Genomic DNA, 25,301 nt, shown 5'->3' with positions numbered 1-25,301 from the left:
CCGAGTGAGGTGGTGTTCCGATGGCAGCCCCTCCGTCGTCCCCGACCCCCGCCGCACCGGGCCAGCGCTCCGGCGGTCGCATGGTGATGTGGGGCATCGCCTTCCTGCTCGTGGCCGTCGGCATGATGGGTGGCAAGTCGCACGGCACCGCCGACACCACACGCGACGGGGGCTCCGCGGCCGTCGCGCACCCGGCCGGGAAGCATCTGGCCCGATCCAGCCCGACGCGCCTGCTCATCCCGAAGATCGACGTCGACGCCCCGTTCTCCGCCCTGCCCATCGAACAGAGCGGGCAGCTCCAGGCACCGCCCATGGACAACGTGAACCTCGTCGGCTGGTACGCGGAGGGCGCCTCCCCCGGAGAGGCCGGCACCGCGATCATCGCCGGGCACGTCGACACGACCACCTCTGCCGCCGTCTTCGCCAGGCTCGAGGAGCTGAAGCCGGGGGACCACTTCACCGTCGATCGGGCCGACGGCAAGAACGCCGAGTTCGTGGTGGACAGTTCCGAGACGTTCGAGAAGGACGACTTCCCCAGCCGCCGCGTGTACGCCGACACCCCTCGCGCCGAGGCACGCCTCATCACCTGCGCCGGTAACTACGACCACGAGGCCAAGGACTACACCGAGAACCTGGTGGTCTTCGCCCACCTGGTCTAGGACCCGGAACGGCGGAGTTGTCGGCAGTAGATTGTGGGCATGTATGCCATGCGAGTCTCCAGGCATGTACAGGCACCCGCCGCGACGGTCTACCGGGCGCTCGTCGACCCGGACGCCATCGCCGACTGGCGGGCGCCGGACGGGATGAGCGCGCACGTCCATGAATTCGACGCGCGCGAAGGCGGAGTGTTCCGGGTGTCCCTCGTCTACGACACGGCGGAAAGGGAGGGAAAGTCCGGCGGACACACGGACACCTACCGGGGGCGCTTCATCCGGCTGGTGCCGAACGAACTGGTCGTCGAGGAAATCGAGTTCGAGACGGACGACGACGCGTTGCGCGGCGCGATGACGATGACGACCACGCTCACCGAGACCGACGACGGCACCGACGTGCAGATGCTCCACGAGGGCGTTCCCGACGACGTCCCGCGCGCCGACAACGAACTGGGCACCCGGATGGCCCTCGACAACCTCGCCCGGCTGACCGAAAGGCGCACAGCGTCCGGCTGAAATCCGGCGCAACCATTTCCCAGTTTCTACGGCGGGTAAATTCCTGGAATTCCGTGCAACCGGCGTGCGGGGAAAGCGGTCTTCGATTCCGTGGACGCCTGGGAAAAGCCCGGCCGCCAGGGAAACGGGGAATGCACGACATGACCATGCGTCTGCACAGCCGCACGCTCCTGCTCACCGCCGCCGCCCTCACGGCGGCGCTCTCCCTCACCGCCGTCACCCCGGCCCTCGCCGGAACCGGCGCGGCCCGCGCCGCGGCGGCCCCCGCCGCCCAGGGCGACCCGCGCAGCGCCAACCAGCGCGTGGCCGACTTCTACGGCGCCTACATCGACTCCGTCTGGGGCAGCGAGGACCCGGCCGCGAGCGCCGACGCCAAGGCGCTGCGCTCCTTCTATCTCTCCGCCGCAGCGCAGAAGAAGGTCGCCGCGTACGAGGCGGCACAGCACGCCGACGGGATTCTCTTCGCGCAGAACGTGCCGGTGAAATGGTCGGTCGTCTACACCGGTTCGGGCGCCGGCCACGCCACCAACCGGGTCACGCTCACCTGGTCCGACGGCCCGGGTGCGCAGGTCACGCACATCGACGTCCAGTCCGACCTGAAGACCCTGAAGATCACGGATCTGAAGCAGGCCGACTGACCCCCGTGCGCCGACGCAGCCCGCCCGGCCGGGCCGGGCGGGCTGCGTCACTCAGGCGCGCCAGGCATCGGAGCACCGCCTGTCCGAGCGATCGGCGCGAGTCGTACGCCTTCGGCAGGCGCAAGCCGCGGGCGTGCGCCTCGGAGACCATCTTCTCGTCGGGGTGGAGGTGGAAGTTCGGGTCGCCCCGACCCGCTTGTCCGTACGGCGGACCTCCCGGGCGGCGGCAGTCCGGACGGGGACAGAGGTGTCCTCCCCCCGCCCGGCCGACCGCTACCCACGTGGCGGACCTCAGGCGTTGGGGTCGAAGGGGATGCCGGCGGGCTTCGACTGTGCCAGGTGGTACTGGAAGTCGCCGTCCTTGATCTTGATGGTCGCCGCTCCGAAGTCCGCGCCGAGCAGCTTGTCGCGGTACCCGGCCGGATAGCCGTTCCAGCCGACCAGACGCGGGTAGAACCAGCCGCCGGTCGCGTTCTCCGGCGGCTCGTCATTGGAGTTGGCGAAGCGGAAGCAGTGCGTCGAGACGCCGTCCTTGTGGTAGACGACCTTCGGATGGGTCCCGTCGAAGCGGATGCCCGAACGCCCGGCCACCTGGTAACCGCTGTGCTGCGACACCGAGACGTACCGGACCTCGTTGTTGTTGATCCACACCACGACGTGCTCCCAGTCGTGGGTGTGCCCGATGGCGGCGGGGCCGAGGGTCGCCTGGTCCTTCTCGAAGTAGCTGGCGTACATGACCGCGCACCAGCCGTTGTTGCACTTCTCGCGCGAGTACGTGTTGGCGTTGGCCAGCTGGGCGTAGTCGTGGCAGTGCCCGTTGACGTCGCCGCCGAGCTTCAGACCCGGGTTGATGGTGCCGTCGGAGCCGATCGCGGCCGTGGCGTAGCAGCCGTCGCCGTCGTAGTCGTAGGCCGGGGAGAAGCTCTGTTCCAGACCGTCGGCGTTCTGCGGCAACAGCTGCAGGACGTCGGCACTGGCGCTGGTCGGCAACGCGATCACGAGGGCGAATGCGCCGAGCGCGGCGGCCACGGCGGTCCGCAGGCGCCGTGAACGAGCGGGGCGGGAGAGGGAGTTCGGGGAGTGGGGTGTGGGGGGCACGGGAATGCGCACGGGGAGTCCTCACTGCCTTCTGGTGAGATAGGTCCAGACCATGGCAGGGGAGGAATGCTGTCGTCAACTGCCTTGAGATGACGAGTGGTTCAACACACCGATGCCGTCGACCCGGTGTCGGGCCGACGGCATCGAAAGGCCTGTGGCGGGATCAGACCGCCGGTGCCGGGTAGGTCGGGTACTCCACGCCCGAGACATGCTGGACGACGCGGACCACCTGGCAGGAGTAGCCGAACTCGTTGTCGTACCACAGGTAGAGGATCGCGTTGTCGCCCTCGACCTTGGTGGCGCCGGCGTCGACGATCGAGGCGTGGCGCGAGCCGATGAAGTCGTTGGAGACCGCGTCGGGCGCGCTGGTGAAGTCGATCTGGCGGCGCAGCGGCGAGGTCAGGGAGACCTCGCGGAGGTGTTCGAGGACGTCCTCGCGGGTGGTCTCGCGGGCGAGCTGGAGGTTCAGGATCGCGATCGAGACGTCCGGCACCGGGACCCGGATCGAGCTGCCGGTGATCCTCGCCTTGAGGTCGGGCAGCGCCTTGGCGACCGCGGAGGCGGCACCGGTCTCGGTGATGACCATGTTCAGCGGCGCCGAACGGCCACGGCGGTCGGACTTGTGGTAATTGTCCAGCAGGTTCTGGTCGTTGGTGAACGAGTGCACGGTCTCCACATGGCCGCGCAGCACGCCGTACTCGTCGTCCATCGCCTTCAGCGGTGGCACGATCGCGTTGGTCGTGCAGGACGCGCAGGACAGGATCCGCTCGTCCGGCTTCACCGTGTCGTGGTTCACGCCGTGCACGATGTTCGGCACGTCGCCCTTGCCCGGCGCGGTCAGGACGACCTTGTCGATACCGGGACGCAGATGCTTCGACAGGCCCTCGCGGTCACGCCACTTGCCCGTGTTGTCGATGAGGATGGCGTCCTTGATGCCGTACGCCGTGTAGTCCACCGACGTCGGGTCGTCGGCGTGGATCACCTTGATCTCGTTGCCGTTGGCGGTGATCGTGCTGTTCGCCTCGTCGACGGTGATCGTGCCCTGGAAGGGGCCGTGGATCGAGTCGCGGCGCAGCAGCGAGGCGCGCTTGACGAGATCCTCGGAGGCGCGCCCGCCGCCCCCGCGTACGACGATGGCCCGCAGTCGCAGCCCGTTGCCGGAGCCGGACTTCTCGATGAGCAGCCGGGCGACCAGGCGGCCGATGCGGCCGAAGCCGTACAGCACGACATCGCGGCCCTCGCCGTGTTCGATCTTGCCCGCGCCGGTTGCGCCGGCGACGGCCTCGGCGGTGAAGGCCTCGACCGTCAGACCGCGGTCGTCGGACTGGTACGTCGCGGCGAGCATGCCGATGTCGATCTGCGAGGGGCCCAGGTCCAGCGTGGTGAGCGCCCGCAGGAACGGCATCGTCTCGGTGACCGACAGCTCCTCACCGGCGATCTGCCGGGCGAAGCGATGGGTCTTGAGGATGCTGACCACCGACTTGTTCACCAAGGAGCGGCTGTGCAGCAGGACGGTAACGTCCCGCTCGCGATGCAGCTTCCCGATGATCGGGATCATCGACTCCGCGATCTCCTCGCGGTTCTTCCAGTTGGTGAACGAGTCCTCGTTGACAGTCACAGATCTATCTTTCGAGCTAGGCGGCGCTCATATGCTAACCCCACCGCACTTTGATCTTGCACGGGGTGCCAGGCAGCATGAGAGCGCCGGTCCGGAGCCATGGCTCCGGACCGGCGCACACACCGTCAGGCGATCAGATGTTGACGGACCGCATCCCGGCCTCGTCGTAGCGCTCCCCGGCGACCGGCGGGAGTTCGGCCTCGATGCGGGCCAGATCCTCCTTGGTCAGCTCGACGTCGACCGCGGCCGCGTTCTGCTCCAGGTAGGTGCGGCGCTTGGTGCCCGGGATCGGGACCAGGTCGTCGCCCTGGGCCAGCACCCACGCGATCGCCAGCTGGGCCGGGGTCACGCCCTTCTCGGCGGCGATCTCCTTGACCTTCGCCGCGAGCCGGAGGTTCACGTCGAGATTGTCGCCGGTGAACCGGGGGCCGCTGCGGCGGAAGTCGCCCTCGTCGAGATCCTCGGGCGAGGAGAACCGGCCGGCGAGGAAGCCGCGGCCGAGCGGTGAGTAGGGGACGAAACCGATGCCGAGCTCCCGGCACGTGGGCAGGACCCCGTTCTCCGGGTCCCGCGTCCACAGCGAGTACTCGGTCTGCACGGCCGTGACCGGGTGCACTGCGTCGGCACGGCGGATCGTCTCCGGCGCCGCCTCGCTCAGCCCGATGTGCCGCACCTTGCCCTCGGCGACCAGTTCCGCGAGCGCGCCCACCGTCTCCTCGATCGGCACCTTGGGGTCGACGCGGTGCTGGTAGTACAGGTCGATGTAATCGGTGCCGAGCCGCTCCAGCGAGCCGTGGACGGAGCTGCGTACGTGCTCGGCCGAGCCGTCCTGCGGGCCGATCGTGCTCATGTCGCCGGGCACGGCGTGGTCCATCCGGTAGTTGAACTTCGTCGCGATCACGTACTCGTCCCGGTGTCCCCGGATCGCCCGCCCGACGAGCGACTCATTGGTGAGCGGCCCGTACATCTGCGCGGTGTCCAGGAAGTTGATGCCCAGTTCGAGGGCGCGCTGGATCGTCGCGATGCTCTCGCCCTCGTCGGTGGAGCCGTAGAACGCGGACATGCCCATGCAGCCGAGGCCGAGGGCCGATACCCGCAGATCCCGCAGACTGCGCTGTTCCATGATGAGTTCCAGCCTTTCGTCGCCGCTGACCTCGCACGGCCTCCCTCCGTCCAGCCGCCGAATCCGCGCATCGGCATCCCGGGGGCTCGTGGGGCATGCCGAAGGACGCGGGCCGAACGGTCCGTACGACGGGTGGTGCCGCGTTCTGGACGCTAGGCGTTGAAGTGCTCTCGAAGTCAAGGCCGGCCGGCCCCGCGAGCTGCTCTGTCGCCCGTCCGGACGCTTCCGGGGTGCCCGGGGGCCGGGGTGCTGACGCAATGGGGAGACCAGCTGTGCACCCGGCCGGAGGACCCATGAGCGATCCGCACGAGCCCGGACCACCCGGCCCGGGCCCGCAGGGCGCGCCGGGGCCCGGCGGACCAGCGGAGCGTGCGACGTCCGGGCACGGCTCCATGGCGGTCCGGATCGCCCGCAGGACCGCCTCGGCCGTGCTCATCGTGCTCACCTGCGTCCTGGTGCCCGTCGCCCTGCTGGCGACCTGGGTGCACGACATCGCCCTCGACACGGACCGGTACGTCGCCACGGTCGCGCCGCTCGCCACCGAACCGGCGGTCCAGGACGCGGCGGTGCACCGGATCGCCGAGGCCGTCGACGTCCATGTGAACGGACAGCAGGCCGCCGCGGACATCGCCGCATGGCTGCAGAAGGAGGGGCTGCCGCCGCGCGCGGCCAACGCGCTGAAGAGTCTCGGCCCGCAGCTGGACGCCGCGGCCGACCAGGCCGTCACCAGGATCGCCACCCGGGTCGTGGACAGCGGCGTCTTCGACACGGTGTGGAAGGACGCCAACCGTCTCGCCCACAACGCCGTCGTGCACGCCCTCACCGGCAAGGGGCGCGGCGCCGTCGGGGTCTCCGACGGCACGGTCACCCTCGACCTGGGCACCGCCGTGGACCGGGTGAAACAGGAACTGGTCGACGCCGGGCTGACGCCGGCGGAGAAGATCCCGCAGGTCGACAAGCAGTTCGTGCTGTTCCAGTCCGACCAGCTCGCCAAGGCCCGCAAAGGCGCGCATCTGCTCGACGTCATCGGCAACTGGCTCCCCGCCGTCGTCGTGCTGATCGGCGCCGGCGGCGTGCTGCTGGCCCGGGGGCGACGGCGGGCCCTCGCGCGCACCGCCCTCGGAGCGGCCTTCGCCTGTCTGGTCGTGGCGATCGGGCTGGTCGTCGCCCGCCGCTACTACCTGGACCATCTCCCGCCCGAGGTGCAGTCGAAGGCGGCCGCGGCAGCGGTGTTCGACACACTGCTGCGGTTCCTGCGGGTCAGTCTGCGCACGGCGATCGTGCTCGGCGTGGTCGTCGCGCTCGGCGCCTACTTCATCGGTCCGGGGCGTCTGCCCGTGGCCGTCCGCGGCACCTCCGAACGCACGGCCGACGCCGCGGCCCGCTGGGCGGCCGGCCACCAGGTCCGCACCGGCCGGGTCGGCACCTGGGCGCAGACCTACCGCCGCGCGATCACCCTCGTCGTACTGCTGGTGGTGGCCCTGGTCTTCGCGCTGTGGAACCACCCGACGGTGCTGACGGTCCTGCTCCTCGTGCTGGTCCTGCTGGCCGTCCTCGCGGTGCTCGCCCTGCTCGCCGCCGGCGGCCGGGTCGGCCTCGGCGAGCGGCACACGCACGCCGCGGGCGAGGGCCGGCACTGATCAGCAGCAGCTGACCGCGACCCCCGCGTTCAGTGGCTGCTCGGTCCAGATCGTCTTCCCCTCCGGCGAGTACCGGGTACCCCAGGCCCGGGCCAGCTGCGCGGCGATGAACAGACCGCGTCCGCCCTCGTCGGCCGCGCGCGTGACGCAGATGCGGCGCGGCCGAGCCGCCGTCGAGCACCTCGCAGGTCAGGCTGCGGTCGAAGATGAGACGCAGCCGCAAGGGCGGGCAGCCGTACCGGATGGCGTTGGTCACCAGCTCGCTGACGATCAGTTCGGTGCTGAACGCGGTCTCCTCGTCCACCTGCCACGTGGTGAGCTGGTCGCGGGTACGGCGCCGGGCCTGAGCCACCGAGGTGGGGTCGGGAGTGAAGTACCACTCGACGCACCGGTTGTCGGGGAAGGAGTGCACCCGGGCGACGATCACCGCGGCGTCCCCGGCGGCCAGGCCGGGCGGCAGCGCGTACACGATGGCATCGCAGAGGTCCTGCAGCGGCCGGTCGGCGTACTCCGGTGACATCCGCAGCGGGCCGGGGACCTCGGCGAGATAGGCGGTCAGCAGCGGGTCGCTGGTGAAGACCAGCACGCTGCCGCCCGGCACCTGGAAGGAGACCGAGGCGAACGGCGCGTCCTCGTCCCCGCCCAGGCGCGGCCCGGACGGCGGTTCGGGGATGCCGACGGACCTGTCGGGCCGTATGACGAGGGGCGCCAGCTGCCCGGCTCCGGCCATCGAGCAGGTGCCGGTCAGCGGGTCGTGGACGGCGTACACGCAGTCCGCGGTGAGGAGTTGGCGGTGCAGTGGATCGCCCGCCGGCAGGGACGCCCGCTCGGTGGCGAGCTGGGCCGTCGTGTCGTGGAGCCGGGCGAGGAGTTCGTCGGGGGCGAGGTCGAACGCGGACAGCGAGCGGATGACCGTGCGCAACTGGCCCATGGTGGTCGCCGCATCGAGGCCCCGCCCGGACACGCTGCCCACGACCAGGGCGCTACGGGCGCTGGACAGCGCGATGGTGTCGTACCACGCCCCGGGATCGGCGCCGGTGACGGACAGGAAGGCGGTCTCCAGGGACGTGTGCGTCTCGGGCTTCCGGGGCAGCAACTGGCGCTGCACCGTGGATGCCACGGTGTGCTCACGGGTGAAACGCCGGGCGTTGTCCACGCACAGGGCCGTGTGGGCGGCCAGCTCGACGGCCAGCTCGAGGTCTCCCTCGTCGAAGGGCGGGGTGTCGCCCGTGCGGTAGAGGCTGACGAGCCCCACGACCGTGTCGCGCAGGGTGAGCGGCGCGGAGAGCAGGGTGTGGGCGTGTGCGTCGCGGATGGCGTGCGCGCGCGGCGGATCCACGTCGAACCAGGGGGCGTCCGGCTCCAGGTGCACGACCCGCGGGCACAGGTCGGCCATGGCCTGGGTGAAGGGCGTCGGCGCCGGCAGCCGGCGCACGTCACCCACCGGGTGCGCCCCCGGCGGCTGCCCACTCATGCTGCGGAACGCGGTGCGCATGAGCGGGGTGTCCGGGGGCAGCGGGGCGAGCGGCGGGTCGTCGCCGCGGAGGACGCCGTCCACCACTTCGACGACGGCGATGTCGGCGAACGCGGGGACCACGGCCGCGACGAGTTCCTCGCCGGTGACCGACGCGTCCAGCGAACGCCCCACCGTGCGCCGTACCGCGTCGAGGACCCGCACACGGCACCGGTTGCGCTCGCGCTCGGTGACATCGATGCCGGTGACAGCGACGCCCAGCGCCTCGCCGCGCGGGTTCTCCAGCCGCAGCGCCGTGATCTCGACGTGACGCAGATCGTCCACATCACCCTTCGCGTGGACCCGCAGGATGTGATCGCGCAGGGGCACGCCGGTGGTCAGCACCTCACGCAGGGTGGCCTCGATGTCCTCCCCGACGACGTCGTACACGTCCCTGATCGGCCGTCCGACCACCTCGTCCGGGGTGACGCCCCGCATGGCGGGCGTGGCGATGTTGGCCCGGACCACGTGCAGTTCCGTGTCGAGCAGATGCAGGCCGACCGGTGACTGGGTGAACAGCGCCTCCAGCATCGAGGCCGACCTCTCGTTCACCTGCCGCCCGGCTTCACCGTGCGCCACGGGAGCACCTCCGGGGCTTGTCTCCGGCCATGGACCGGCCGGTGCGCACAAGAATCGACTACCAGCGTGCCCCGGCCGGTGGAGCACCGCATTCCCACCGGGTCGGCGGGGATGCCGACGGTGAGGGGGGGCTCACGGCTCCGGCGAGGTGCCGGTGTCGCGCCCACCTGCCCGCCCGAGGCGGCCGGCGGGAAACCGGCTCACAGCTTCGGCGGGGTGGCAGCCGTGGCGGGGCTCTCCGGCCTCGCCGGGTCGGCCGGCCGCGGACGCGGTCACCCGGCCGCACCAGGGGGCCGGTGGGAGTGGTGGCCCCGCCCTCGCGGAAGCGCTCGGTGGAGGACGCGCTCAGCTGCCCCGCCGAGGGGGCCGACGGCAGTCGTGCCCACCTCGCTTCCGCCGACTCCCCTGGCGGGAGTCGCCGACCTTGGCGCGGAGGCCGCAGGTCGAGGCGCCCGCCCATCGCCTCGAACGAGCGTATGACGCGTCGGCGCGCACATGGCGGGAGGGGCTGCCAAACTGATCGAGGAGAGCGCCAGCCATGATCTGACGGACGGTGGCGATGAGCGCCATGGCCAATCAGCCCGGGGACGGCGCCGGGGCGGATTCCCGCGTCGATCCCCGTGGAGATCCGTTTCTCGGGACCCGGTTCGTCGCGCCCGTACGGCCCGCCACCTTTCTGCGGCGCGAACGCCTCGTCGAGCGACTGGACCAGGGCCTCACCACACCACTGACCTTGGTGGACGGACCGGCCGGAGCCGGTAAGACCCTCCTGGTCGCCGACTGGGCCGAGCGGCTCGGCCGGCCGGTCGCCTGGCTCACCGCGGAGGCCGCGGACCAGGCACCCGGCGTCTTCTGGGCTTACCTCCTCCAGGCCCTGCGCGCCGCAGGGACCCGGCTGTCACCCGGCATCGGCAGCCCCGCGCACGCCGGCAGCGTCGACCAGACCCTGCTGGCCCGGCTCGCCGCCGACCTCGGTGACATGGCCGCGCCCGCGATCCTCGTCCTCGACGAGTTCGAGCGGGTTCCCGCCCTGGAGGTCGCCGAACAGCTCGAGTTCGTCCTGCACCACGCCGGCCGCGGCATGCGCCTGATCCTCGTCACGCGCAGCGAACCCCTGCTGCCCCTGCACCGCTACCGCGCCGCCGGCACCGTCACCGAGATCCGCGGCGCGGAGCTGGCCTTCACCCCCGCCGAGGCGGCCGGTCTGCTCGACGTCCACGGCATGCGGCTCAGCGAGGACGCCGTGAGCGCGCTGGTACACCGTACCCAGGGCTGGGCCGCCGGCCTCAGGCTGTGCGCCCTGGCCGCGCAGCGCAGCGCGGACCCCGAGCGCTGTCTGAAGGAGTTCGAGGCCGGACAGAGCACCGTCGCCGACTATCTCCTCGCCGAGGTGCTGAAACGCCAGCCGGCCGAGACACAGGACCTGCTGTTGCGCGTGAGCGTCGTCGAACGCTTCCGGCCCGCCCTCGCCGACGCTCTGACCGGACGCACCGACGCCGAGGCCGTCCTGGCCCGGCTGCACCACGAGAACGCGTTCGTCGAACCCCTCGGCCACGACTGGTACCGGCTGCACCCCCTGTTCGCGGAGATCCTCCGGGCTCATCTGCGGGTGCGCCACCCCCGTTCGGAGACCGAGCTGCACCGGCGGGCCGCACGCTGGCTCGCCCACGGCGGATCGCTCGCCGAGACCCTCGCCCACGGATCCGCCGCGGGTGACTGGGAGTTCACCTCCCGCGCCCTGGTCGACGACCTGGCTATCGGCAGGCTCTTCACCGCCCTGCGCTCCGACTGCCCGGCCGAGCTGTTCGCCCGGATGACGCCCGAGGCCGACGGCCCGGCCGCGAGCATCGTCCGTGCGGCCCGCGCGCTCGCCGACGACGACCTCGAGCACGGCATCCTTCATCTGCGGCGGGCCCAGCAACTGCTGAGCGAGGACACCGCCGACCCGGTCGCCCGGCTGAGCTGTGCCCTCCTGGAGGCGCTCGTCGCCCGCCGCACCGGCTCCCCGGGCCGCGCCGAATGGGCCGCCTCGGTCGCCCGCGACCTGCAGGACGCCGTACCCGCCGAACGCCTCGACCGGCACCCCGAACTCCTCGCGCTCCTGCTCACCCACCTGGGCTCGACCCGCCTGTGGAGCGGGCACTCCGACGCGGCGCGCGCCGCGCTCACCGAGGCGGCCGGGTCCGCGGGCGGCGCCGCAACCGCCGTACCCCGCCAGGACGCCCTCGGCCACCTGGCCCTGCTCGACTATCTCGACGGCTGGATCGCCCGGGCGGAGCGCAGGGCGCACGCCGCGCTGCGCGAGGCCGAGCGGTACGGCGTGCCCGCGCACGCCCGCTCCGGGATCGGGCGGCTGGTGCTGGCGACCGTCGCCGTCGACCGCGACGAACTCGACGCCGCCCAGGCCCTGATCGACGAGGCCGACGCCGCCCGCAAGGGGGCCGACGACCCGGTGACGGCGGCGGGCCGCGCTCTCGCCGCCTCCCGGCTGCTGCTCGCCCGCGGCAGCACGCAGGCCGCCGTGGCCGCCGCCGAGCCACACGCCACCGCCGTCGTCGCCTCGCCCTGGGCCGAGGACCGGACGGTGCTGGTCACGGCCGCGGCCAGGCTGGCCGAAGGCGACGCGGAAGCCGCGGTGAAACTGCTGGAGCCCGCCATGGACCACCGCCCCGCCTGGACCGTCGAGGCCGCCCGCGCCCGACTTGCGGCCGGTGACGTCGACGAGGCGCACAACATCCTCGACGGCCTCCCGGCCACCGTTCCCGGGGGGCCCGCGCTGACCGTTCCGGTCACCCTGGTGCGCGCCGAGGTGGCCGACCGCGCGGGCGACCCCGCCACCGCCCGGCGGCTCGTCGCCCGGGCCCTGGCCGACGCGCGGCGGGACCGGCTGCGCCGGCCGTTCCTCGACGCGGGCCCGTGGATCCGCCCCCTGCTCGCCGCCGCCCCGGCCGACGAACCGGTCCGCGACTGGCTCGACACCCGCCCCCGTACGCCCGTACGCCGTGTCCGTGAGGACGACGGCGAGCTGCCTCCGGTCGTCGAGGAGGTGAGCCCGCGCGAACGCGACGTCCTGCGCCGCCTGGCCCTCCTGATGTCGACCGAGGAGATCGCGGCCGACCTGTACGTCTCCGTCAACACCGTGAAGACCCACCTCAAGAGCATCTACCGCAAGCTCTCGGTCAACCGGCGAGGCGACGCCGTGCGCCGGGCACGAGAACTCCGGCTGCTGTGACACGCCCCTCGGATCACCTGTGCCGGGTGAGGCCGGCCGGTCCCGTACGGCGGAGGATCACAGAGGAAGGGCGCGTTTCGCCCGCGCTCACGCCACCCGCGGGGAGAGCAGCTCATGCGGTACGAGATCCGCATCGACGGACATCTGTCCAAGACGCTCGCCGAGGCCTTTCCCGAACTCGACCACGTCGTCGTGTGCGACCAGACGCTCCTGTACGGCCCGGTCGTGGACGAGGCGCACCTGTACGGACTGCTGGCCAGGGTCCAGTCACTGGGCCTGCGGCTCCTGGAGATGCGCCGCGTGCCGGAGTGACCGACGGCGGTGCCGCTGACCGAGCTCCGCCTCCGGCGCGCTCCTCCGGCTCCGCCGCGCGCTCACGGGGACACCGCGGTGACCCGGCCCGTCCGTACGGCCTCCTGGAAGGCCGCGTGGTCCCGCTCGTTCCGGTCGGCGTACGCGTGCGCGAAGGTCACGAGCGCCCGGTCGAAACCGTCGCCACCCCCGAGATAGGCGCCGATGGCCACCGGGTCGCCGGATCGAGCGTGCGCCCTGGCAAGCCCGGCCCCGCACAGCTGGGCGAAGACGTTCAGCAGCCCCGGGCCCCAGGTCTCGGGACGCGCGATGTCCTTCCAGTCGTGCAGCTGGCGCACATAGAAGTCCCGGCCCCGGCCGTCCAGGCCCAGGACGTGCGTCCAGCCCAGGAAGATGTCGCCGGCGCTCTGGATCAGCCGCTGCCCCGCCACCACCCGACGCCCCTGGTTGTCGTAGCGGCCGCCGCCCGCGAACGGCGCAAGCACCGACTCCTGGGCCTCCTTGGCCTGCAGGATCAGGGGATCGTCGTCGTCCCGGCCCAGCAGCAGCACGATCCAGCAGCGGGTGCCCACGCTGCCCACGCCCACCACCTTGCGGGCCATGTCCACCAGCCGGAACTTCCCCAGCAGATGCCGCCGCTCCGACGACAGGCTGCGGGCGTAGCTCTCCAGGATCGACTGCAGTTCCTTCTCCGGCACGTCCCCCGCCAGATCGCGCAGCGGAGTGATCAGCGGCGGGTCCGGGGCGAACTGCCGCCCCTCGGGGGTGACGCGGGTGAGCTTCTCGAACGCCGGCATATGGGTGCGGGTGACGGCACGCACGCGTGCCTCCGCGGCCCGCCGCACCGCCTTCCTGCTCGGCGGCGAGTCGAGCAGGGTCTGGATCCGGTCCGCGTCGTCGCGCGCGTACCAGATGTCCAGGGTGCGCATGCCGGCGAACTCGCGGATGCGCTGCCGGTAGGCCCGTACACACTCCCGTACGGCCGTGTCCTGCTCCTGCACCGAGAAGCCGTTGGCGCGGCCCGCGATGACGAGACTGGCCGCCAGCCGCTTCACGTCCCACTCGAAGGGGCCGGGCAGGGTTTCGTCGAAGTCGTTGATGTCGAAGACGAGATGACGTTCCGGCGAGGCCAGGAGCCGGAAGTTCAGCAGATGCGCGTCCCCGCACAGCTGGACTCTCAGACCGGTGTCCGGCAGCGCCCCCAGGTCCCAGGCCATGACGGCTGCGGCGCCCCGGTAGAACCGGAACGGCGACTCCAGCATGCGGCCGTAGCGGATCGGCACCAGCTCGCGCACGCGGCGTGCCGACTGGGCCTGGACGACGTCGACCGGGTCGGGCCGTGACGTGTCCGGCGTGAACTCGGCGTGGGCCGAGCGCGGCAGCCGGGCACGGACCCGTCGGCCGGACTCCGCCCGTGCCGTGGGCGTCAGCGGCGGGGGACTCGTCGTGAGGCTGGTCATGGCCCGAACTCCTCCAACCGGGGCGTCGGTACGGCTCCGTAGCCCACATCACCTCCACCACGCCCGGGACGGCTCACCCGCGGCGGGTGAGCCACGCGCGGCCGAGGCGAGGGACGCTGAGGTCGGAGCGGTCCCTCCACACCGTGCTGTCGGGAGGCCGCACCCGACCCACCGTCGACCGGGCGAGGAGGAGCCATGACCGAATCGCCTCGTTCGAGTGTGGGTGCCGGGCCGGCACAGACCCCCGACGGCACGGTCCACCATGCGGAGCCCGACCCCGCGGAGCTGCTGGCCGCCGTCGGTGCCTCCTGGCTCTGGGCCCTGGGCTCCGCCCTCATCACGCTGGTCCCCGGCATCCTGATCCTGGTCTGGCCGCACGAGACCCTGCACGTCCTGGCCGTGATCATCGGCCTCTACCTGCTGCTGACCGGGGTGTTCCGGTTCGTCGCGGCCTTCGGCCGGCGTACGCACGGGGAGCGGTTCACCCGTGTTCTGCTCGCGCTGCTGTTCGTCCTCGCCGGTGTGCTGTGCCTGCGCAATCCGCTGCAGACCATCGCCGCCCTGTCGCTCATCGTCGGCGTGACCTGGCTCGTGTCCGGCATCCTCACCCTCTACACGGCCCTCTCCTTCGAGGACCTGCCGCACCGCGGTGTGGTCTTCGGCGCGGGCGCGCTCGGGGTCGTCGCCGGGATCGTCGTACTCGCCCTGCCGTCCGCGTCGGCCGTGGTCCTGACCCGGCTGCTCGGTCTGTGGCTGATCCTGCTCGCACTGATGGAACTGGTGCTGGCGCTGGCCCTGCGCGTCGCGATCCGCCGGGCCGGACAGCGGGACGGGGCGCTCACCCGCCCGGGGTGAGGCGGCCGGCCTCGCCGGCGCGGACCCTGAAGTGGGCATGGGCAGCCACCAGGGTGTCCACCCGGCACGGAGGAGGAGACAAGTGGCCGCGAACACGTACCTCGCGTACGACTATCCGCTGCTGAGCGCTTTCTGGACCATGCTGATCTTCTTCCTGTGGATCATGTGGTTCATCCTGCTCTTCCGGGTCGTCTTCGACATCTTCCGCGACGACTCACTCAGCGGCTGGGCCAAGGCGGCCTGGCTGCTCTTCGTGATCGTGGTGCCCTTCGTGGGCGTCCTCGCCTACGTCATCGCGCGCGGCCGGAGCATGGGGAGCCGTGAACTCGCCCGGGCACAGGCGCAGAGGGAGGAGTTCGACAAATACATCCGCGACACCGCCGCGCAGCAGGCCCCGCCCAGCAGCGTCGACCAGCTCGCCAAGCTCTCCGAGATCCGCGCCCGGGGTGACATCACCGAGGAGGAGTTCCAGCGGGCCAAGGAGAAGGTCCTGAGCTGAGGGACGGCGAGCACGGCCGCACAAGAGGAAGCGAGGCAGAGCCATGACCGTGTCACACCACCCGTACACCGGGACGAGGCCCGCCTGGGCCGAGGGCGTAACCGTCTTCGGTGCCGTCATGCTGCTGATCGCCGGGGTGCTCAGCATCTTCCGCGGCATCATGGCCATCGCCCACGACCAGGTCTTCGTCAACACCCCCAACTACGTCTTCAGGTTCGACCTGACCGGTTGGGGCTGGATCCACCTCGTCCTCGGCGTGATCGCCGTCGTGGTCAGCATCGGTCTGTTCCAGACGGCGACCTGGGCACGGCTCGCCGGCGTGGCTATCGCTGCGCTCGTCGTCATCGCGAACTTCCTGTCCCTTCCGTACTACCCGGTCTGGTCGATCGTGATGATCGCCTTCTCGGCCCTCGTGATCTGGGCCCTGTGCGTGATCAAGCGCGAGGACCTGATGGACGAGCACGTGCGCGCGGGCTGAACCGGGCAACGGCCTCCCCGGAACGGTCCTGGTGCTGTGACCGCGAAGGTTCACCGGCTCGCGACGCCCGGCACGGCACCTCGCGGCGTTGTCGCCTCACCCGAGTACATCCAGTACGCGGGTGACGCTTCGGCTTGCGATGCACCGCACCGGACCCCGCGAGCTTCCCGGCCACAGCACTAGAGGCGGCCGAGCCCGTCCCGGACCTTGCGGAGCAGGCCGAGGTCCGGTGCGGTGGGCGAGACCGGGTGCGGCGGACGGGCGGTGATCCGCCCGTCCTCCAGCAGGTCGCAGAGCAGTATGACGACCACGCTCATCGGCAGGTCGAGATGGGCCGCCAGCTCCGCGACCGCGATCGGGCGCGCGCACAGCTTCAGGATGCGGGCGTGCTCGGGCTGCGGCTGACCCGCGCGGGCGGGCGGCGGATCGACCGCGGTCACCGTCGTGATGAGGGTGAAGTCGGCGCGGCTGGGCCGGGTCCGTCCGCCGGTCAGCGTGAACGGCCGTACCAGACGGCCTGCCGCGTCGCCTCCGTCCACCTCACTCGCCGCGATCGGACGCGGCGGCGGCCGCACGCGGAGCCGCGCTCAGATGCTCGCCGATCTTCTTCACCAGCATGTTCATCTGGTACGCCACCACACCGACGTCCGCGCCCTGGCTCGTGAGGACGACGAGATGGGCGCCGGGCCCGGCCGACGTAAGGATCAGAAAGCCGTGGGCCATCTCGATCAGCGCCTGGCGCACCGGCCCGCCGCGGAAGTCCATGCTGACGCCCTTGCTCAGGCTCATCAGCCCGGAGGCGGTCGCCGCGAGACGTTCGGCGTCGTCGCGCAGGAAACCGGTGGACTTGCTGACGACGAGTCCGTCCTCCGACAGGACGACGGCGTGGTTCACCTCGGCGACCCGGTCGACGAGTCCGGTCAGCAGCTGGTCGAGCTGGGTGTGGGTGGCGGGCGTGGGGCGGGTCATGTCAGCGTCCTTCGTGAGCGGTCGGCGGGCGGAGTCGACTGGGTGGGGTCCCGCTCCTCGGGCGGGTTCCCGGAGCCGGGGCCGGACGGTGCCGTCGCGCCCGGCTCCTCGGGTGCGGTGGCCTCCTCCTGCTCGTACAGCGGAGCGGCGCCCTCGGCACGCGCCTTGAGCGTGCCGCGCTGGAAACCGGCCAGGGAGGAGGCGGCGTGTTCCGCCGTGAACGCGTCGAGCCGGTCCTCGTCGTCCGCGACGGGCGGGGCCTCCTCGCGCGGTTCGAGGACCAGGCTCGTCTGCCGTACCCGGCGCGGCAGGGGCGCGAGCCCGTCGGCCCCCCGGTCACCGTCCGGGTGCCGAGAGCCTGTGATCCGGGCCGGTGTGGCCGGCCGGGGCCGCGCTGCGACGGGCGGCTCGGTCTCGGCTCCGGCCTGCCGAGCCGGGCGGTCACCGGCGGGCTCGTCGGGAGCCGCTGCCGCCTCCGGCACGACGACCTCGTCCGGGATCAGCACGATCGCCGTGGTGCCGCCGTACGGCGACGGGCGCAGCGTGACGGTGATCCCGTGCCGGGTGGCGAGCCGGGCGATGACGAACATGCCGAGTCGCAGGTCGTCCGCGAGCCCCACCACGTCGAACTGCGGCGCTACCGCCAACTGGGCGTTGAGCGAGGCGTAGTCCCCCTCGGACATGCCGAGGCCGCGGTCCTCCACCTCGATGGCGAGCCCCTTGGCGACCAGCGCGGCCCGCACCCCGACCGGACTCGGCGCGGGGGAGTACGCGGTCGCGTTGTCGATCAGTTCCGCCAGCAGATGGATCACGTCGGCGACTGCGGGCGGGGCGAGGCTCACCTCCTCGTCCGTGTGCACGTCCACCCGCTGGTACTCGGCCACCTCGCCGACGGCGCTGCGCAGGATGTCGATCAGCGCGACCGGCTCGCTCCAGCTGCGCCCGGGCCGCTCCCCGCTGATGATCACGAGGTTCTCCTCGTAGCGACGCAACTGGCTTGCTGTGGAGTCGAGTTCGTACAGGCCCTGGAGTATCTCCGGGGCGTCGTGCTGCCGCTCCAGCGCGTCGAGCTTGCTGAGCTGGAGGTTGACCAGGTTCTGGCTCTGCCGGGCGATGCCCAGGATGACCTTCTGGAAACCGCGCCGGGTGTCGGCGAGTTCGACGGCGGTGTGCACGGCCGTGCGCTGCGCCGTGTTGAACGCCTGGGCCACCTGGCCGAGTTCGTCACTGCCGTAGTCCAGCGGCGGCGTCGCCAGCTCCACGTCGACCCGCTCGCCGCGGTCCAGGCGCGCGACCACGTCCGGCAGCCGCTCCTCGGCCAGCCCGAGTGTCGCCACCCTGAGCCCGCGCAGCCGCCGGGACAGGGAGCGGGTGATGCGCCAGGACATGCCCACGCACAGCAGCAGGGCGACGAATCCGCCGACGCTCAGGAACGCGGCCGTCGTCAGCAGCCCGTCGGCCTTGTCGGCGCTGCGGTCGAGGAGGCCGGCCGTCTGCTGCCGGATCAGATCGGAGTACCGGCCGCCGGCCTCGGCCAGCGCGGCGCCCCACTGCCGGCGTGCGTCCGGCAGCGCGATCGTGCCGCCCCCGTCGGCGCTCGCGCGGGCGGCCAGGATCCGGTCCTCGACGCTCTCCAGGGTCCGCCAGTCGCCGCTCTGCAGGATCCGTTCGGCCTCGGTCTTCGCGCTGCCGTTCAGTGAGGGGACGATCTGGTCCTCGACGAGCCACCGGCGCGCGTGGACCAGCTGCGAGAACGCGGTCCACTGCTTCTCGTCGAGGTGCCCGGACGACCAGGACAGGGTGAGCAGCGCATCCTCCTGCGAGACCTGCTCGGCCGCGTGCTCCAGGGCGACGAGCGGCCCGGCCTGGGAGGTCAGGTCGCCGTCGTCGACCTGGGACAGCTCCTGGAAGGCGTGGATCTGGTCGTCGATGATCGCCGTGTACTGGTCGACGACCTGCTGGGCGGTGATGTCGGTCGGATCGTCGACCTGGCCGCGGTAGTACTCCAGGCTGCTCACGGACGCCACGACCGAGTACATGCGGTCCTTGATGCGGTCGTGGGCGTTCTGGATGTCCTTCGTCCGCCCGACCAGTTTCGCGACCGCCTCGTCCGTTTTCCTGCGCTGCGCGTCCAGCGCCGCCCGGGAGCCGTGCGGGGAGGCCAGCCACGCGGCCGACAGACTGCGCTCCTGCTGCAGGGCGAGGGTGGCCTCGGTGCCCATGGCGCCGGTGGACCGGCTCAACTCGGTCTGCGGGCGCAGCCGCAGCCCCTCCGAGAACATCTGGGTCGTCGTCACGCCCCACATGGCGGCGAGCGTGACGCTCGGCACGAGAGCCAGCAGGATCAGGGAGAGACGTATGGAGCCGAGACGGCGCCGGGCACCTGTCCGTTCAGACATCGTCGTCCTTGGGGCGGTCAACGGGGGCGGGGTGGGGGAAGGGGGACGTGCGCGGCGGGTGACTGCGTGTCCGGTACGGCACCAGGCGTGCGCAGGATGCTATCCGTACAAGTGAGCCCATGTGGCGTCAGTGGTCGAATCTTCGGCGACAGGGTGACGCGAAGTGTCCGGTCACCGTGTGCCGTTGGCCGCGAAACGGGCGACGGCCGCCACGTTCGCCCTGGTCACGAACGCCGGACCGGTGAGCACCGGTGCCACACCGCCGCCGCCGGTGTTGCCGTTGGTCTTGTAGAGCCACGGCGCGTCCACGGCCAGATAGCCCTGCAGATACGGCTGTTGGTCGACGGCGAACTGGACGGCACCGCCCTGGACGGCCTTGACCAGGTCCTTGTTGAGGTCGAAGGTCGCGACCCGCGCCTCGGCGCCAGTGGTCTTGACCGCTTTCACCGCGGCGAGCGCGAACTGGGCGCCGTTCGTGACCACTTCGTCGACGCTCGGGTCCTGGCGAAGTTCGGTCGTGAGCGCCTGGTCCACGGCGTTCATGTCGGCGCCGTCCACGTAGAGCATGTCGGTCTTCCCGGCGAACGTCTTCTTCACCCCGGCGCAGCGCGCCTCGAGGGACACGTTGCCGCGTTCGTGGATGACGCACAGGGCGTGTCTGGCCTTCAGGTCGTCGAGCTTGTCGCCGACGGCGCGGCCCGCGACGCTCTCGTCCTGGCCGAAGTACTCGAGCGCTCCCTCCGACTGCCAGGCGTCCATACCGGAGTTGAGGGCGACCACCGGAATCCCCGCCGCCCGCGCCCGGCCCACCGGCCCGCGCATCGCGTCCGGCTTGGCCAGCGTCACCGCGATGCCGTCCGTCCTGGTGCGTATCGCGCTCCGCACCAACTCCGCCTGCCCGGCGGCGTCGGAGTCGCTCGCGTACGTCAACTCGACGCCGTCCTTGGCCGCGGCGGCCTCCGCGCCCCTGCGCACCAGGTCCCAGAAGGCGTCACCGCTGTTTCCGTGGCTGATCAGGGCTATTTTCAGACGCCCGGCGCCCGCCCGGTCCGCGTCCGGCTCGTCCTTGCCCGAGCCGGAACAGCCGGCCACGAGCAGACAGCCGGCGGCCGCCGCGGCGGTCAGGGCGGTGCCGCGCGCCGTTCTGGAGGAGACCGGACGTGGGGGAGTGTTCATGGGGGTGCGGCACCTCGCTGTGCGGCCGAGCATGAGAGGAAGGGAGGCCGGCTCGAGGTGCGTGCGCGCCGGCCGAGTGACTCTCCCGGCGGGAGCCAATCGTGTGTGACCGCGGGTAGTCAAGTGCGCAATGAGGGTAAGAGAGGTCTCGGAGCCGCATCGTGACGATCAGGAGTGCGGTCGGCATATGCGAACTCGGCTGCACCGTCATGGAGTTCTGCCGCACCGAGAACATCATTGCCACTGGATCCGCCGCCATGGGCGCCATCGCGTCACGCGTCTCACCGGCCAATGGCGCGACACTGAGTGACACCGATGCCGCCGCTTCGCCGCCGCGCGCGATCGACCGGCGACCTCCGTGGGTGCGACGTCGGGGGCGAGACGGTGAAACGAGACGGTGAAAGGCGTCGGCGACAACGCGCTGCGCGCGCTGCTCGATGCCCAGAGCCTAGAGCCCTGGGCCTGTCGGCCTTCATCGCTGTCAGGATCTGCGGCGGGCCTTCAGGTACGCCACCGGCGCGGGGGCGTCCGGCGCGGCCTCTCCGCCGCCGGACTCCGGCTGACAGGTGGGGCACAGTTCGTGTCGGTCGTCGAGGGTGACGACGGTTCCCCAGCCGAGGCAGTGCTCGCAGTCGCGGGCCAGACCGAGGTCGGGGTGGGGAGGCAGGAGGGGGCTGTGGTGGGCTCCGTGCGCCATAACGGGCTGCGGCTCCTCGAGGTGGCTGTCTGCGGTACCCCTATATTGTCCGATTTCTTTGCATTTATCAGTAACGGAGGTGGCTGGGTGCCGACCGAGCCCCCGCCCGTGCCCTCCGGACGATCAGCCGAGGTTGCCGAGACGGGCGTCCCGCCACAGGTCGACGCCGCCCTCGGTCGCGTACTTGTCGATCTCGGCCAGCTCCTCGTCGCTGAAGTCGGGATTCTCCAACGCCGCGACGTTCTGCTCCAGTTGCTCGACGCGCGACGCACCGATCACCAGCGAGGTGATCCGCCTGTCGCGCAGCGCCCACGCCAGCGCCATCTGGGCCAGGCCCTGCCCGCGCCGGGCCGCGATGTCGTTCAGGGCGCGCAGCCGCCGGATCATCTCGTCCGTCAGCCACGCGGTGTCGAGGCTGGTGCCCTTCGCCGCCCGCGAGTCCTGCGGCACGCCGTCGAGATAGCGGCCGGTGAGCATCCCCTGGGCGAGCGCCGTGAAGCCGATGATGCCGAAGCCCTCCTCCTGGGCGACGTCCAGCAGGCCCTCCGTCTCGATCCAGCGGTTGAGCATGTTGTACGACGGCTGGTGGATCAGCAGCGGCGTGCCCAGGTCCCGCAGGATGGCCACCGCCTCCCGGGTGCGCTCGGCGTCGTACGACGAGATCCCCACGTACAGCGCCTTGCCCTGGCGGACCGCCGTGTCGAGCGCGCCCATCGTCTCCTCCAGCGGCGTGCTCGCGTCGAGCCGGTGGGAGTAGAAGATGTCCACGTAGTCCAGGCCCATGCGGGACAGCGACTGGTCCAGCGAGGCGAGCACGTACTTGCGGGAGCCGCCGCCCTGCCCGTAGGGGCCGGGCCACATGTCCCAGCCGGCCTTGGTCGAGATCACCATCTCGTCCCGGTGGGGCGCCAGGTCCTGCTTCATCAGACGCCCGAAGTTGATCTCGGCCGAGCCGTAGGGCGGCCCGTAGTTGTTCGCCAGGTCGTGGTGGGTGATCCCGAGGTCGAAGGCGCGCAGCGCGATCTCCCGCTGCGTCTCGAACGGCCGGTCGTCGCCGAAGTTGTGCCAGTAGCCCAGGGACAGGACCGGGAGGTCGAGGCCTGATCGCCCGGTGCGCCGGTACCGCATGGTGCCGTCGTAACGCTCGGGGTCGGCGACATGGTTCATCGGGTCTACTCCGGGTGGGTGCAGCCAGGGAATGCCCCGTCGAATCCGGGCAACGCCCCTACCCTGCTCCTGAGTGATCCCGAAGTCCAACTGATCCTTTCCATGGGATTCAGCGGCGTCGTTTCTGAATGGCCGGGCGGCAGCCCGGGAGACCGGAGTAGCTGAACCTCCGCCCGCTGCGCCCTGGCCAGTACGCGCGCCTACTCCCGCCGTCAGACGCCACCGCGGCTCCCGCCCGGCACCGTGAGGAAGGTGAAACTCAGCCGCCCCGCACGCCGGGCCTCCCTCGTCGTCCACGTAGCCGCCTCCGCCTGCTGGCTCGGGCTCACGCTCGGGCTGCTCGCACTCGGGATCACCGCGACCACCACGGGCTCGGCGGTGACCGTGGAGGCATCGGTCCGGGCCATGAAGCTCTTCGCCGACTGGCTCCTGCTCCCCGTCGCGTTCCTCACGCTCGTCAGCGGTCTGGTGCTGTCCCTGGGTACCCACTGGGGGCTGGCGAGGCACCGGTGGGTCTGCGTCAAGTTCTGGCTGACGTCGGCCACGGCCGCGGCCACGGTTCTCGCGCTGCGTCCCGGCGTGAACTCCGCGGTCGCGGCCGTCGCCGCGGGCGGCCCCCTGCCGGACGCCGGCGACGTCCTGTTCGGGCCCGTGGTCTCCCTGTCCGCCTATGTCTTCATGACCGCGATCTCGGTCCTGAAGCCCTGGGGAACGACCCGGCGCGGCAGGCGACTGCGCGCGCCGGCCCGTGGCTCGCTGCCCGCGCAGCGCGTCCGTCAGGACGCCTGACCGGCTCGGTCGCGCAAGGGGGCGAACGCTCCGCCGGTGCCGAAGGCCAGCCCGGCGAAGCGTTCGCCGATACGGCGGTGGGTGGCCGCGTCCGGATGCAGCTCGTCGGGCAGCGGCAGCGCGGCGTAGTCGTCGGGGCCGTAGAGGTCGAGGCCGTCGAGCAGGTGCAGGTTCGGGTCCGCCGCCGCCCGCTGCTCCACGATCCGCGCCAGCTCCTGCCGGACGACACCGAGGGTCAGTTTGCCGCTCGCGCGCTCGGCGGGATCTCCCATGGCGCGGAACCGAAGCTGTCCGGAGCCCAGAGCGGCGGGGTCGAATGCGCTGGGGCCGGGGGTGTCCTCGTGGATCGGGCACAAGATCGGCGAGACCACCAGCAGCGGAGCGCTGGGGTGGCCCTCGCGGACGGTGTCGAGGAAGCCGTGGACGGCGGGACCGAAGGCGCGCAGCCGCATCAGGTCAGTGTTCACCAGATTGATGCCGATCTTGACGCTGATCAGGTCGGCGGGCGTGTCCCGCATCGCGCGGGCCGTGAAGGGGTCCAGCAGGGCGCTGCCGCCCAGGCCCAGATTGATCAGCTCCGCACCGCCGAGGGAGGCGGCGAGCGCGGGCCAGGTGGCCGTGGGGCTCGCGGCGTCGGAGCCGTGGCTGATCGAACTGCCGTGGTGCAGCCACACCGGACGGCCCTGCTCCGGTACGGGTTCGACGGGCGCGTCGGTGCGCAGGGCGACGACTTCGGTCGTCTCGTTGTGCGGCAGCCAGATCTCGACGTCCTTGACCGCGTCGGGCAGGCCCCCGAAGCGGACCGTGCCGGTCGGGCCGGGCCGGAACTCGCTGATTCCGGTGGTCATGTCGAGTGTCACGGTGTTGCCGCCGGTCACGGACGCCTGCCGGCTCAGGCGCCCGTCGACGAGCAGGTCGTACACGCCGTCGGGGCGCGGCGGCGCGCCCACGTAGGCCCGCTTGGTGGGCCGTGTCTCCAGTTCCACGACCGTGGCGCGGGTGCGGAACGCCAGCCGGACGCCGGAGGGCTGGGACTCGGCCATGGCGAGCTGGGCGTCGGCGCACTGGGCGCGGGCGCCTGCGGGCAGCCGGTGCGGCAGGACGCCGTCGGCAGTGCGCTCCAGGTCGAGCGCGCCGCGCAGCAGGCGTGCGGTGACGGGCGTGGTGATCAAGTCGTGGTCGGTGCTGTTCATGTCCTCAACCGGTCTATGGTTTGGGGGTGTTGGGGCAGCGGTCTGGGGGTGTTGGGGTCAGCGCTCGGGCCAGTTGCGCAGCAGGGCGTCGAGGGCGTCCAGGATCCGCGTCCAGGTCTCCTGGGTGTCGGGGGCGCTGTGGCTGAAGCCGCCGCCCAGCTCGAGGCTCACGTAGCCGTGGAAGACACTGCCGAGGAGACGGACCGCGTGGGTCTGGTCCGGCTCGGTCAGGTCGTAGCCGCGCAGGATCGCGCGGGTCATCTGCGCGTGCCGGCCGCCGGCGCTCGCCGCCGCCGCTGCCGGGTCCAGCCTGAACTGGGCCGCGGCGTAACGGCCGGGGTGCTCGCGCGCGTAGTCGCGGTACACGTCGGCCAGGGCGGTCAGCGCGTCCTTGCCGGCCCGTCCGGCCAGGGCCTCGGCGGCCCGGTCGGCGAGTTCCTCCAGGGCGAGCAGGGCGATCCGGGTCTTGAGATCGTGCGAGTTCCGCACGTGCGAGTAGAGACTCGCCACCTTGACGTCGAACCGCCTGGCCAGCGCCGAGACGGTCACCTGCTCGAAGCCGACCTCGTCGGCCAGCTCCGCTCCCGCCCTGGTCAGGCGATCCGCGGTCAGTCCTGCGCGTGCCATGGGCCTCCTCTCGTTCGGCAGAACAGATTATGCATTTGCCTAAAAGCTTTAGGCAAATTAGCGTGCACGT

Annotated in this window: 22 protein-coding genes and 1 pseudogene; 10 read left to right on the top strand and 13 right to left on the bottom strand. The window is 71.6% G+C overall.

Annotated features, from left to right (window positions below; genetic code table 11):
- Positions 1-20: 20 nt before the first annotated feature.
- From IEZ19_RS01620 to IEZ19_RS01610, 3 genes are all read left to right on the top strand, one after another.
- Positions 21-659, top strand: coding sequence for a class F sortase (locus IEZ19_RS01620; RefSeq protein ID WP_189309119.1), 639 nt, complete (start codon positions 21-23; stop codon positions 657-659).
- A gap of 39 nt (positions 660-698) precedes the next feature.
- Positions 699-1,169 carry an SRPBCC domain-containing protein gene (locus tag IEZ19_RS01615; protein ID WP_189309118.1) on the top strand — a complete coding sequence of 157 codons (471 nt, stop codon included), beginning with the start codon at positions 699-701 and terminating at the stop codon, positions 1,167-1,169.
- Between the two features lie 140 nt (positions 1,170-1,309).
- Positions 1,310-1,807 carry a hypothetical protein gene (locus IEZ19_RS01610; protein WP_229839854.1) on the top strand — a complete coding sequence of 166 codons (498 nt, stop codon included), beginning with the start codon at positions 1,310-1,312 and terminating at the stop codon, positions 1,805-1,807.
- A gap of 291 nt (positions 1,808-2,098) precedes the next feature.
- Here the strand turns inward: IEZ19_RS01610 and IEZ19_RS01605 are convergent, their stop codons facing one another.
- The 3 genes from IEZ19_RS01605 to IEZ19_RS01595 all read right to left on the bottom strand — a co-directional run bounded on the left by IEZ19_RS01605 (position 2,099) and on the right by IEZ19_RS01595 (position 5,646).
- Entirely contained in the window at positions 2,099-2,911 is an 813-nt protein-coding gene (locus IEZ19_RS01605; protein ID WP_373296898.1) for an NPP1 family protein, read from the bottom strand.
- A 157-nt stretch (positions 2,912-3,068) separates the two neighbouring features.
- Entirely contained in the window at positions 3,069-4,523 is a 1,455-nt protein-coding gene (locus tag IEZ19_RS01600) for a glyceraldehyde-3-phosphate dehydrogenase (RefSeq protein WP_189309116.1), read from the bottom strand.
- A gap of 133 nt (positions 4,524-4,656) precedes the next feature.
- The gene (locus IEZ19_RS01595; protein WP_189309115.1) at positions 4,657-5,646 is read right to left on the bottom strand and encodes an aldo/keto reductase; all 990 of its coding nucleotides are present in this window, start codon (positions 5,644-5,646) and stop codon (positions 4,657-4,659) included.
- Between the two features lie 293 nt (positions 5,647-5,939).
- Between IEZ19_RS01595 and IEZ19_RS01590 the strand changes: the two genes are divergently transcribed.
- Positions 5,940-7,286, top strand: coding sequence for a hypothetical protein (locus IEZ19_RS01590; protein ID WP_229839853.1), 1,347 nt, complete (start codon positions 5,940-5,942; stop codon positions 7,284-7,286).
- A 100-nt stretch (positions 7,287-7,386) separates the two neighbouring features.
- Here IEZ19_RS01590 and IEZ19_RS01585 read toward each other — a convergent pair.
- Positions 7,387-9,330, bottom strand: a pseudogene (locus IEZ19_RS01585) (SpoIIE family protein phosphatase); the annotation flags it as partial.
- A 607-nt stretch (positions 9,331-9,937) separates the two neighbouring features.
- On the opposite strand from IEZ19_RS01585, the gene IEZ19_RS01580 reads away from it, so the two are divergent.
- Positions 9,938-12,610, top strand: a complete 2,673-nt coding sequence (locus IEZ19_RS01580) for a winged helix-turn-helix domain-containing protein (RefSeq protein ID WP_189309114.1) — start codon at positions 9,938-9,940, stop codon at positions 12,608-12,610.
- Positions 12,611-12,724: 114 nt separating this feature from the next.
- On the top strand, positions 12,725-12,922 hold the full coding sequence (locus IEZ19_RS01575) for a DUF8691 family protein (protein WP_189309113.1): 198 nt from the start codon (positions 12,725-12,727) through the stop codon (positions 12,920-12,922).
- A 62-nt stretch (positions 12,923-12,984) separates the two neighbouring features.
- Here the strand turns inward: IEZ19_RS01575 and IEZ19_RS01570 are convergent, their stop codons facing one another.
- The gene (locus IEZ19_RS01570) at positions 12,985-14,382 is read right to left on the bottom strand and encodes a DUF2252 domain-containing protein (protein ID WP_189309112.1); all 1,398 of its coding nucleotides are present in this window, start codon (positions 14,380-14,382) and stop codon (positions 12,985-12,987) included.
- A 195-nt stretch (positions 14,383-14,577) separates the two neighbouring features.
- Here IEZ19_RS01570 and IEZ19_RS01565 point away from each other — a divergent pair, with 195 nt between their 5' ends.
- The 3 genes from IEZ19_RS01565 to IEZ19_RS01555 all read left to right on the top strand — a co-directional run bounded on the left by IEZ19_RS01565 (position 14,578) and on the right by IEZ19_RS01555 (position 16,214).
- Positions 14,578-15,237 carry an HdeD family acid-resistance protein gene (locus IEZ19_RS01565; protein ID WP_189309111.1) on the top strand — a complete coding sequence of 220 codons (660 nt, stop codon included), beginning with the start codon at positions 14,578-14,580 and terminating at the stop codon, positions 15,235-15,237.
- A gap of 82 nt (positions 15,238-15,319) precedes the next feature.
- Positions 15,320-15,736, top strand: a complete 417-nt coding sequence (locus IEZ19_RS01560) for an SHOCT domain-containing protein (protein ID WP_189309110.1) — start codon at positions 15,320-15,322, stop codon at positions 15,734-15,736.
- 43 nt (positions 15,737-15,779) lie between these two features.
- Positions 15,780-16,214 (top strand): DUF7144 family membrane protein, encoded by a 435-nt coding sequence (locus IEZ19_RS01555; RefSeq protein WP_189309109.1) that lies wholly within the window; start codon positions 15,780-15,782, stop codon positions 16,212-16,214.
- Between the two features lie 179 nt (positions 16,215-16,393).
- Here IEZ19_RS01555 and IEZ19_RS01550 read toward each other — a convergent pair whose 3' ends face one another.
- The 6 genes from IEZ19_RS01550 to mgrA form a co-directional block, all read right to left on the bottom strand.
- Positions 16,394-16,753: a DUF742 domain-containing protein gene (locus IEZ19_RS01550; RefSeq protein ID WP_189309108.1), complete on the bottom strand. Its 360-nt coding sequence runs from the start codon at positions 16,751-16,753 to the stop codon at positions 16,394-16,396.
- Position 16,754: 1 nt separating this feature from the next.
- Positions 16,755-17,183 (bottom strand): roadblock/LC7 domain-containing protein, encoded by a 429-nt coding sequence (locus tag IEZ19_RS01545; protein ID WP_189309107.1) that lies wholly within the window; start codon positions 17,181-17,183, stop codon positions 16,755-16,757.
- Positions 17,180-19,582 carry a sensor histidine kinase gene (locus tag IEZ19_RS01540; protein WP_189309106.1) on the bottom strand — a complete coding sequence of 801 codons (2,403 nt, stop codon included), beginning with the start codon at positions 19,580-19,582 and terminating at the stop codon, positions 17,180-17,182. The genes IEZ19_RS01545 and IEZ19_RS01540 overlap by 4 nt, the downstream gene beginning before the upstream one ends.
- Before the next feature lie 171 nt (positions 19,583-19,753).
- Complete coding sequence (locus IEZ19_RS01535; protein WP_189309105.1) at positions 19,754-20,758, bottom strand: substrate-binding domain-containing protein; 1,005 nt, start codon at positions 20,756-20,758, stop codon at positions 19,754-19,756.
- A gap of 481 nt (positions 20,759-21,239) precedes the next feature.
- A complete protein-coding gene (locus IEZ19_RS01530) occupies positions 21,240-21,455 on the bottom strand; it encodes a hypothetical protein (RefSeq protein ID WP_189309104.1) in 216 nt (71 codons plus the stop codon).
- Between the two features lie 123 nt (positions 21,456-21,578).
- A complete protein-coding gene (gene mgrA / locus IEZ19_RS01525; protein WP_189309103.1) occupies positions 21,579-22,622 on the bottom strand; it encodes an L-glyceraldehyde 3-phosphate reductase in 1,044 nt (347 codons plus the stop codon).
- 252 nt (positions 22,623-22,874) lie between these two features.
- On the opposite strand from mgrA, the gene IEZ19_RS01520 reads away from it, so the two are divergent.
- The gene (locus tag IEZ19_RS01520) at positions 22,875-23,411 is read left to right on the top strand and encodes a DUF2269 family protein (RefSeq protein WP_189309102.1); all 537 of its coding nucleotides are present in this window, start codon (positions 22,875-22,877) and stop codon (positions 23,409-23,411) included.
- Here IEZ19_RS01520 and IEZ19_RS01515 read toward each other — a convergent pair.
- Entirely contained in the window at positions 23,399-24,604 is a 1,206-nt protein-coding gene (locus tag IEZ19_RS01515; protein ID WP_189309101.1) for a GDSL-type esterase/lipase family protein, read from the bottom strand. The two genes, IEZ19_RS01520 and IEZ19_RS01515, sit on opposite strands and share 13 nt — an antisense overlap.
- Before the next feature lie 57 nt (positions 24,605-24,661).
- Positions 24,662-25,231, bottom strand: a complete 570-nt coding sequence (locus IEZ19_RS01510) for a TetR/AcrR family transcriptional regulator (protein ID WP_189309100.1) — start codon at positions 25,229-25,231, stop codon at positions 24,662-24,664.
- Positions 25,232-25,301: the final 70 nt, after the last annotated feature.

This window comes from Streptomyces brasiliensis (assembly GCF_014647875.1).
Lineage (GTDB): Bacteria > Actinomycetota > Actinomycetes > Streptomycetales > Streptomycetaceae > Streptomyces > Streptomyces brasiliensis.
This window is presented reverse-complemented; position numbering and strand designations above follow the sequence as displayed.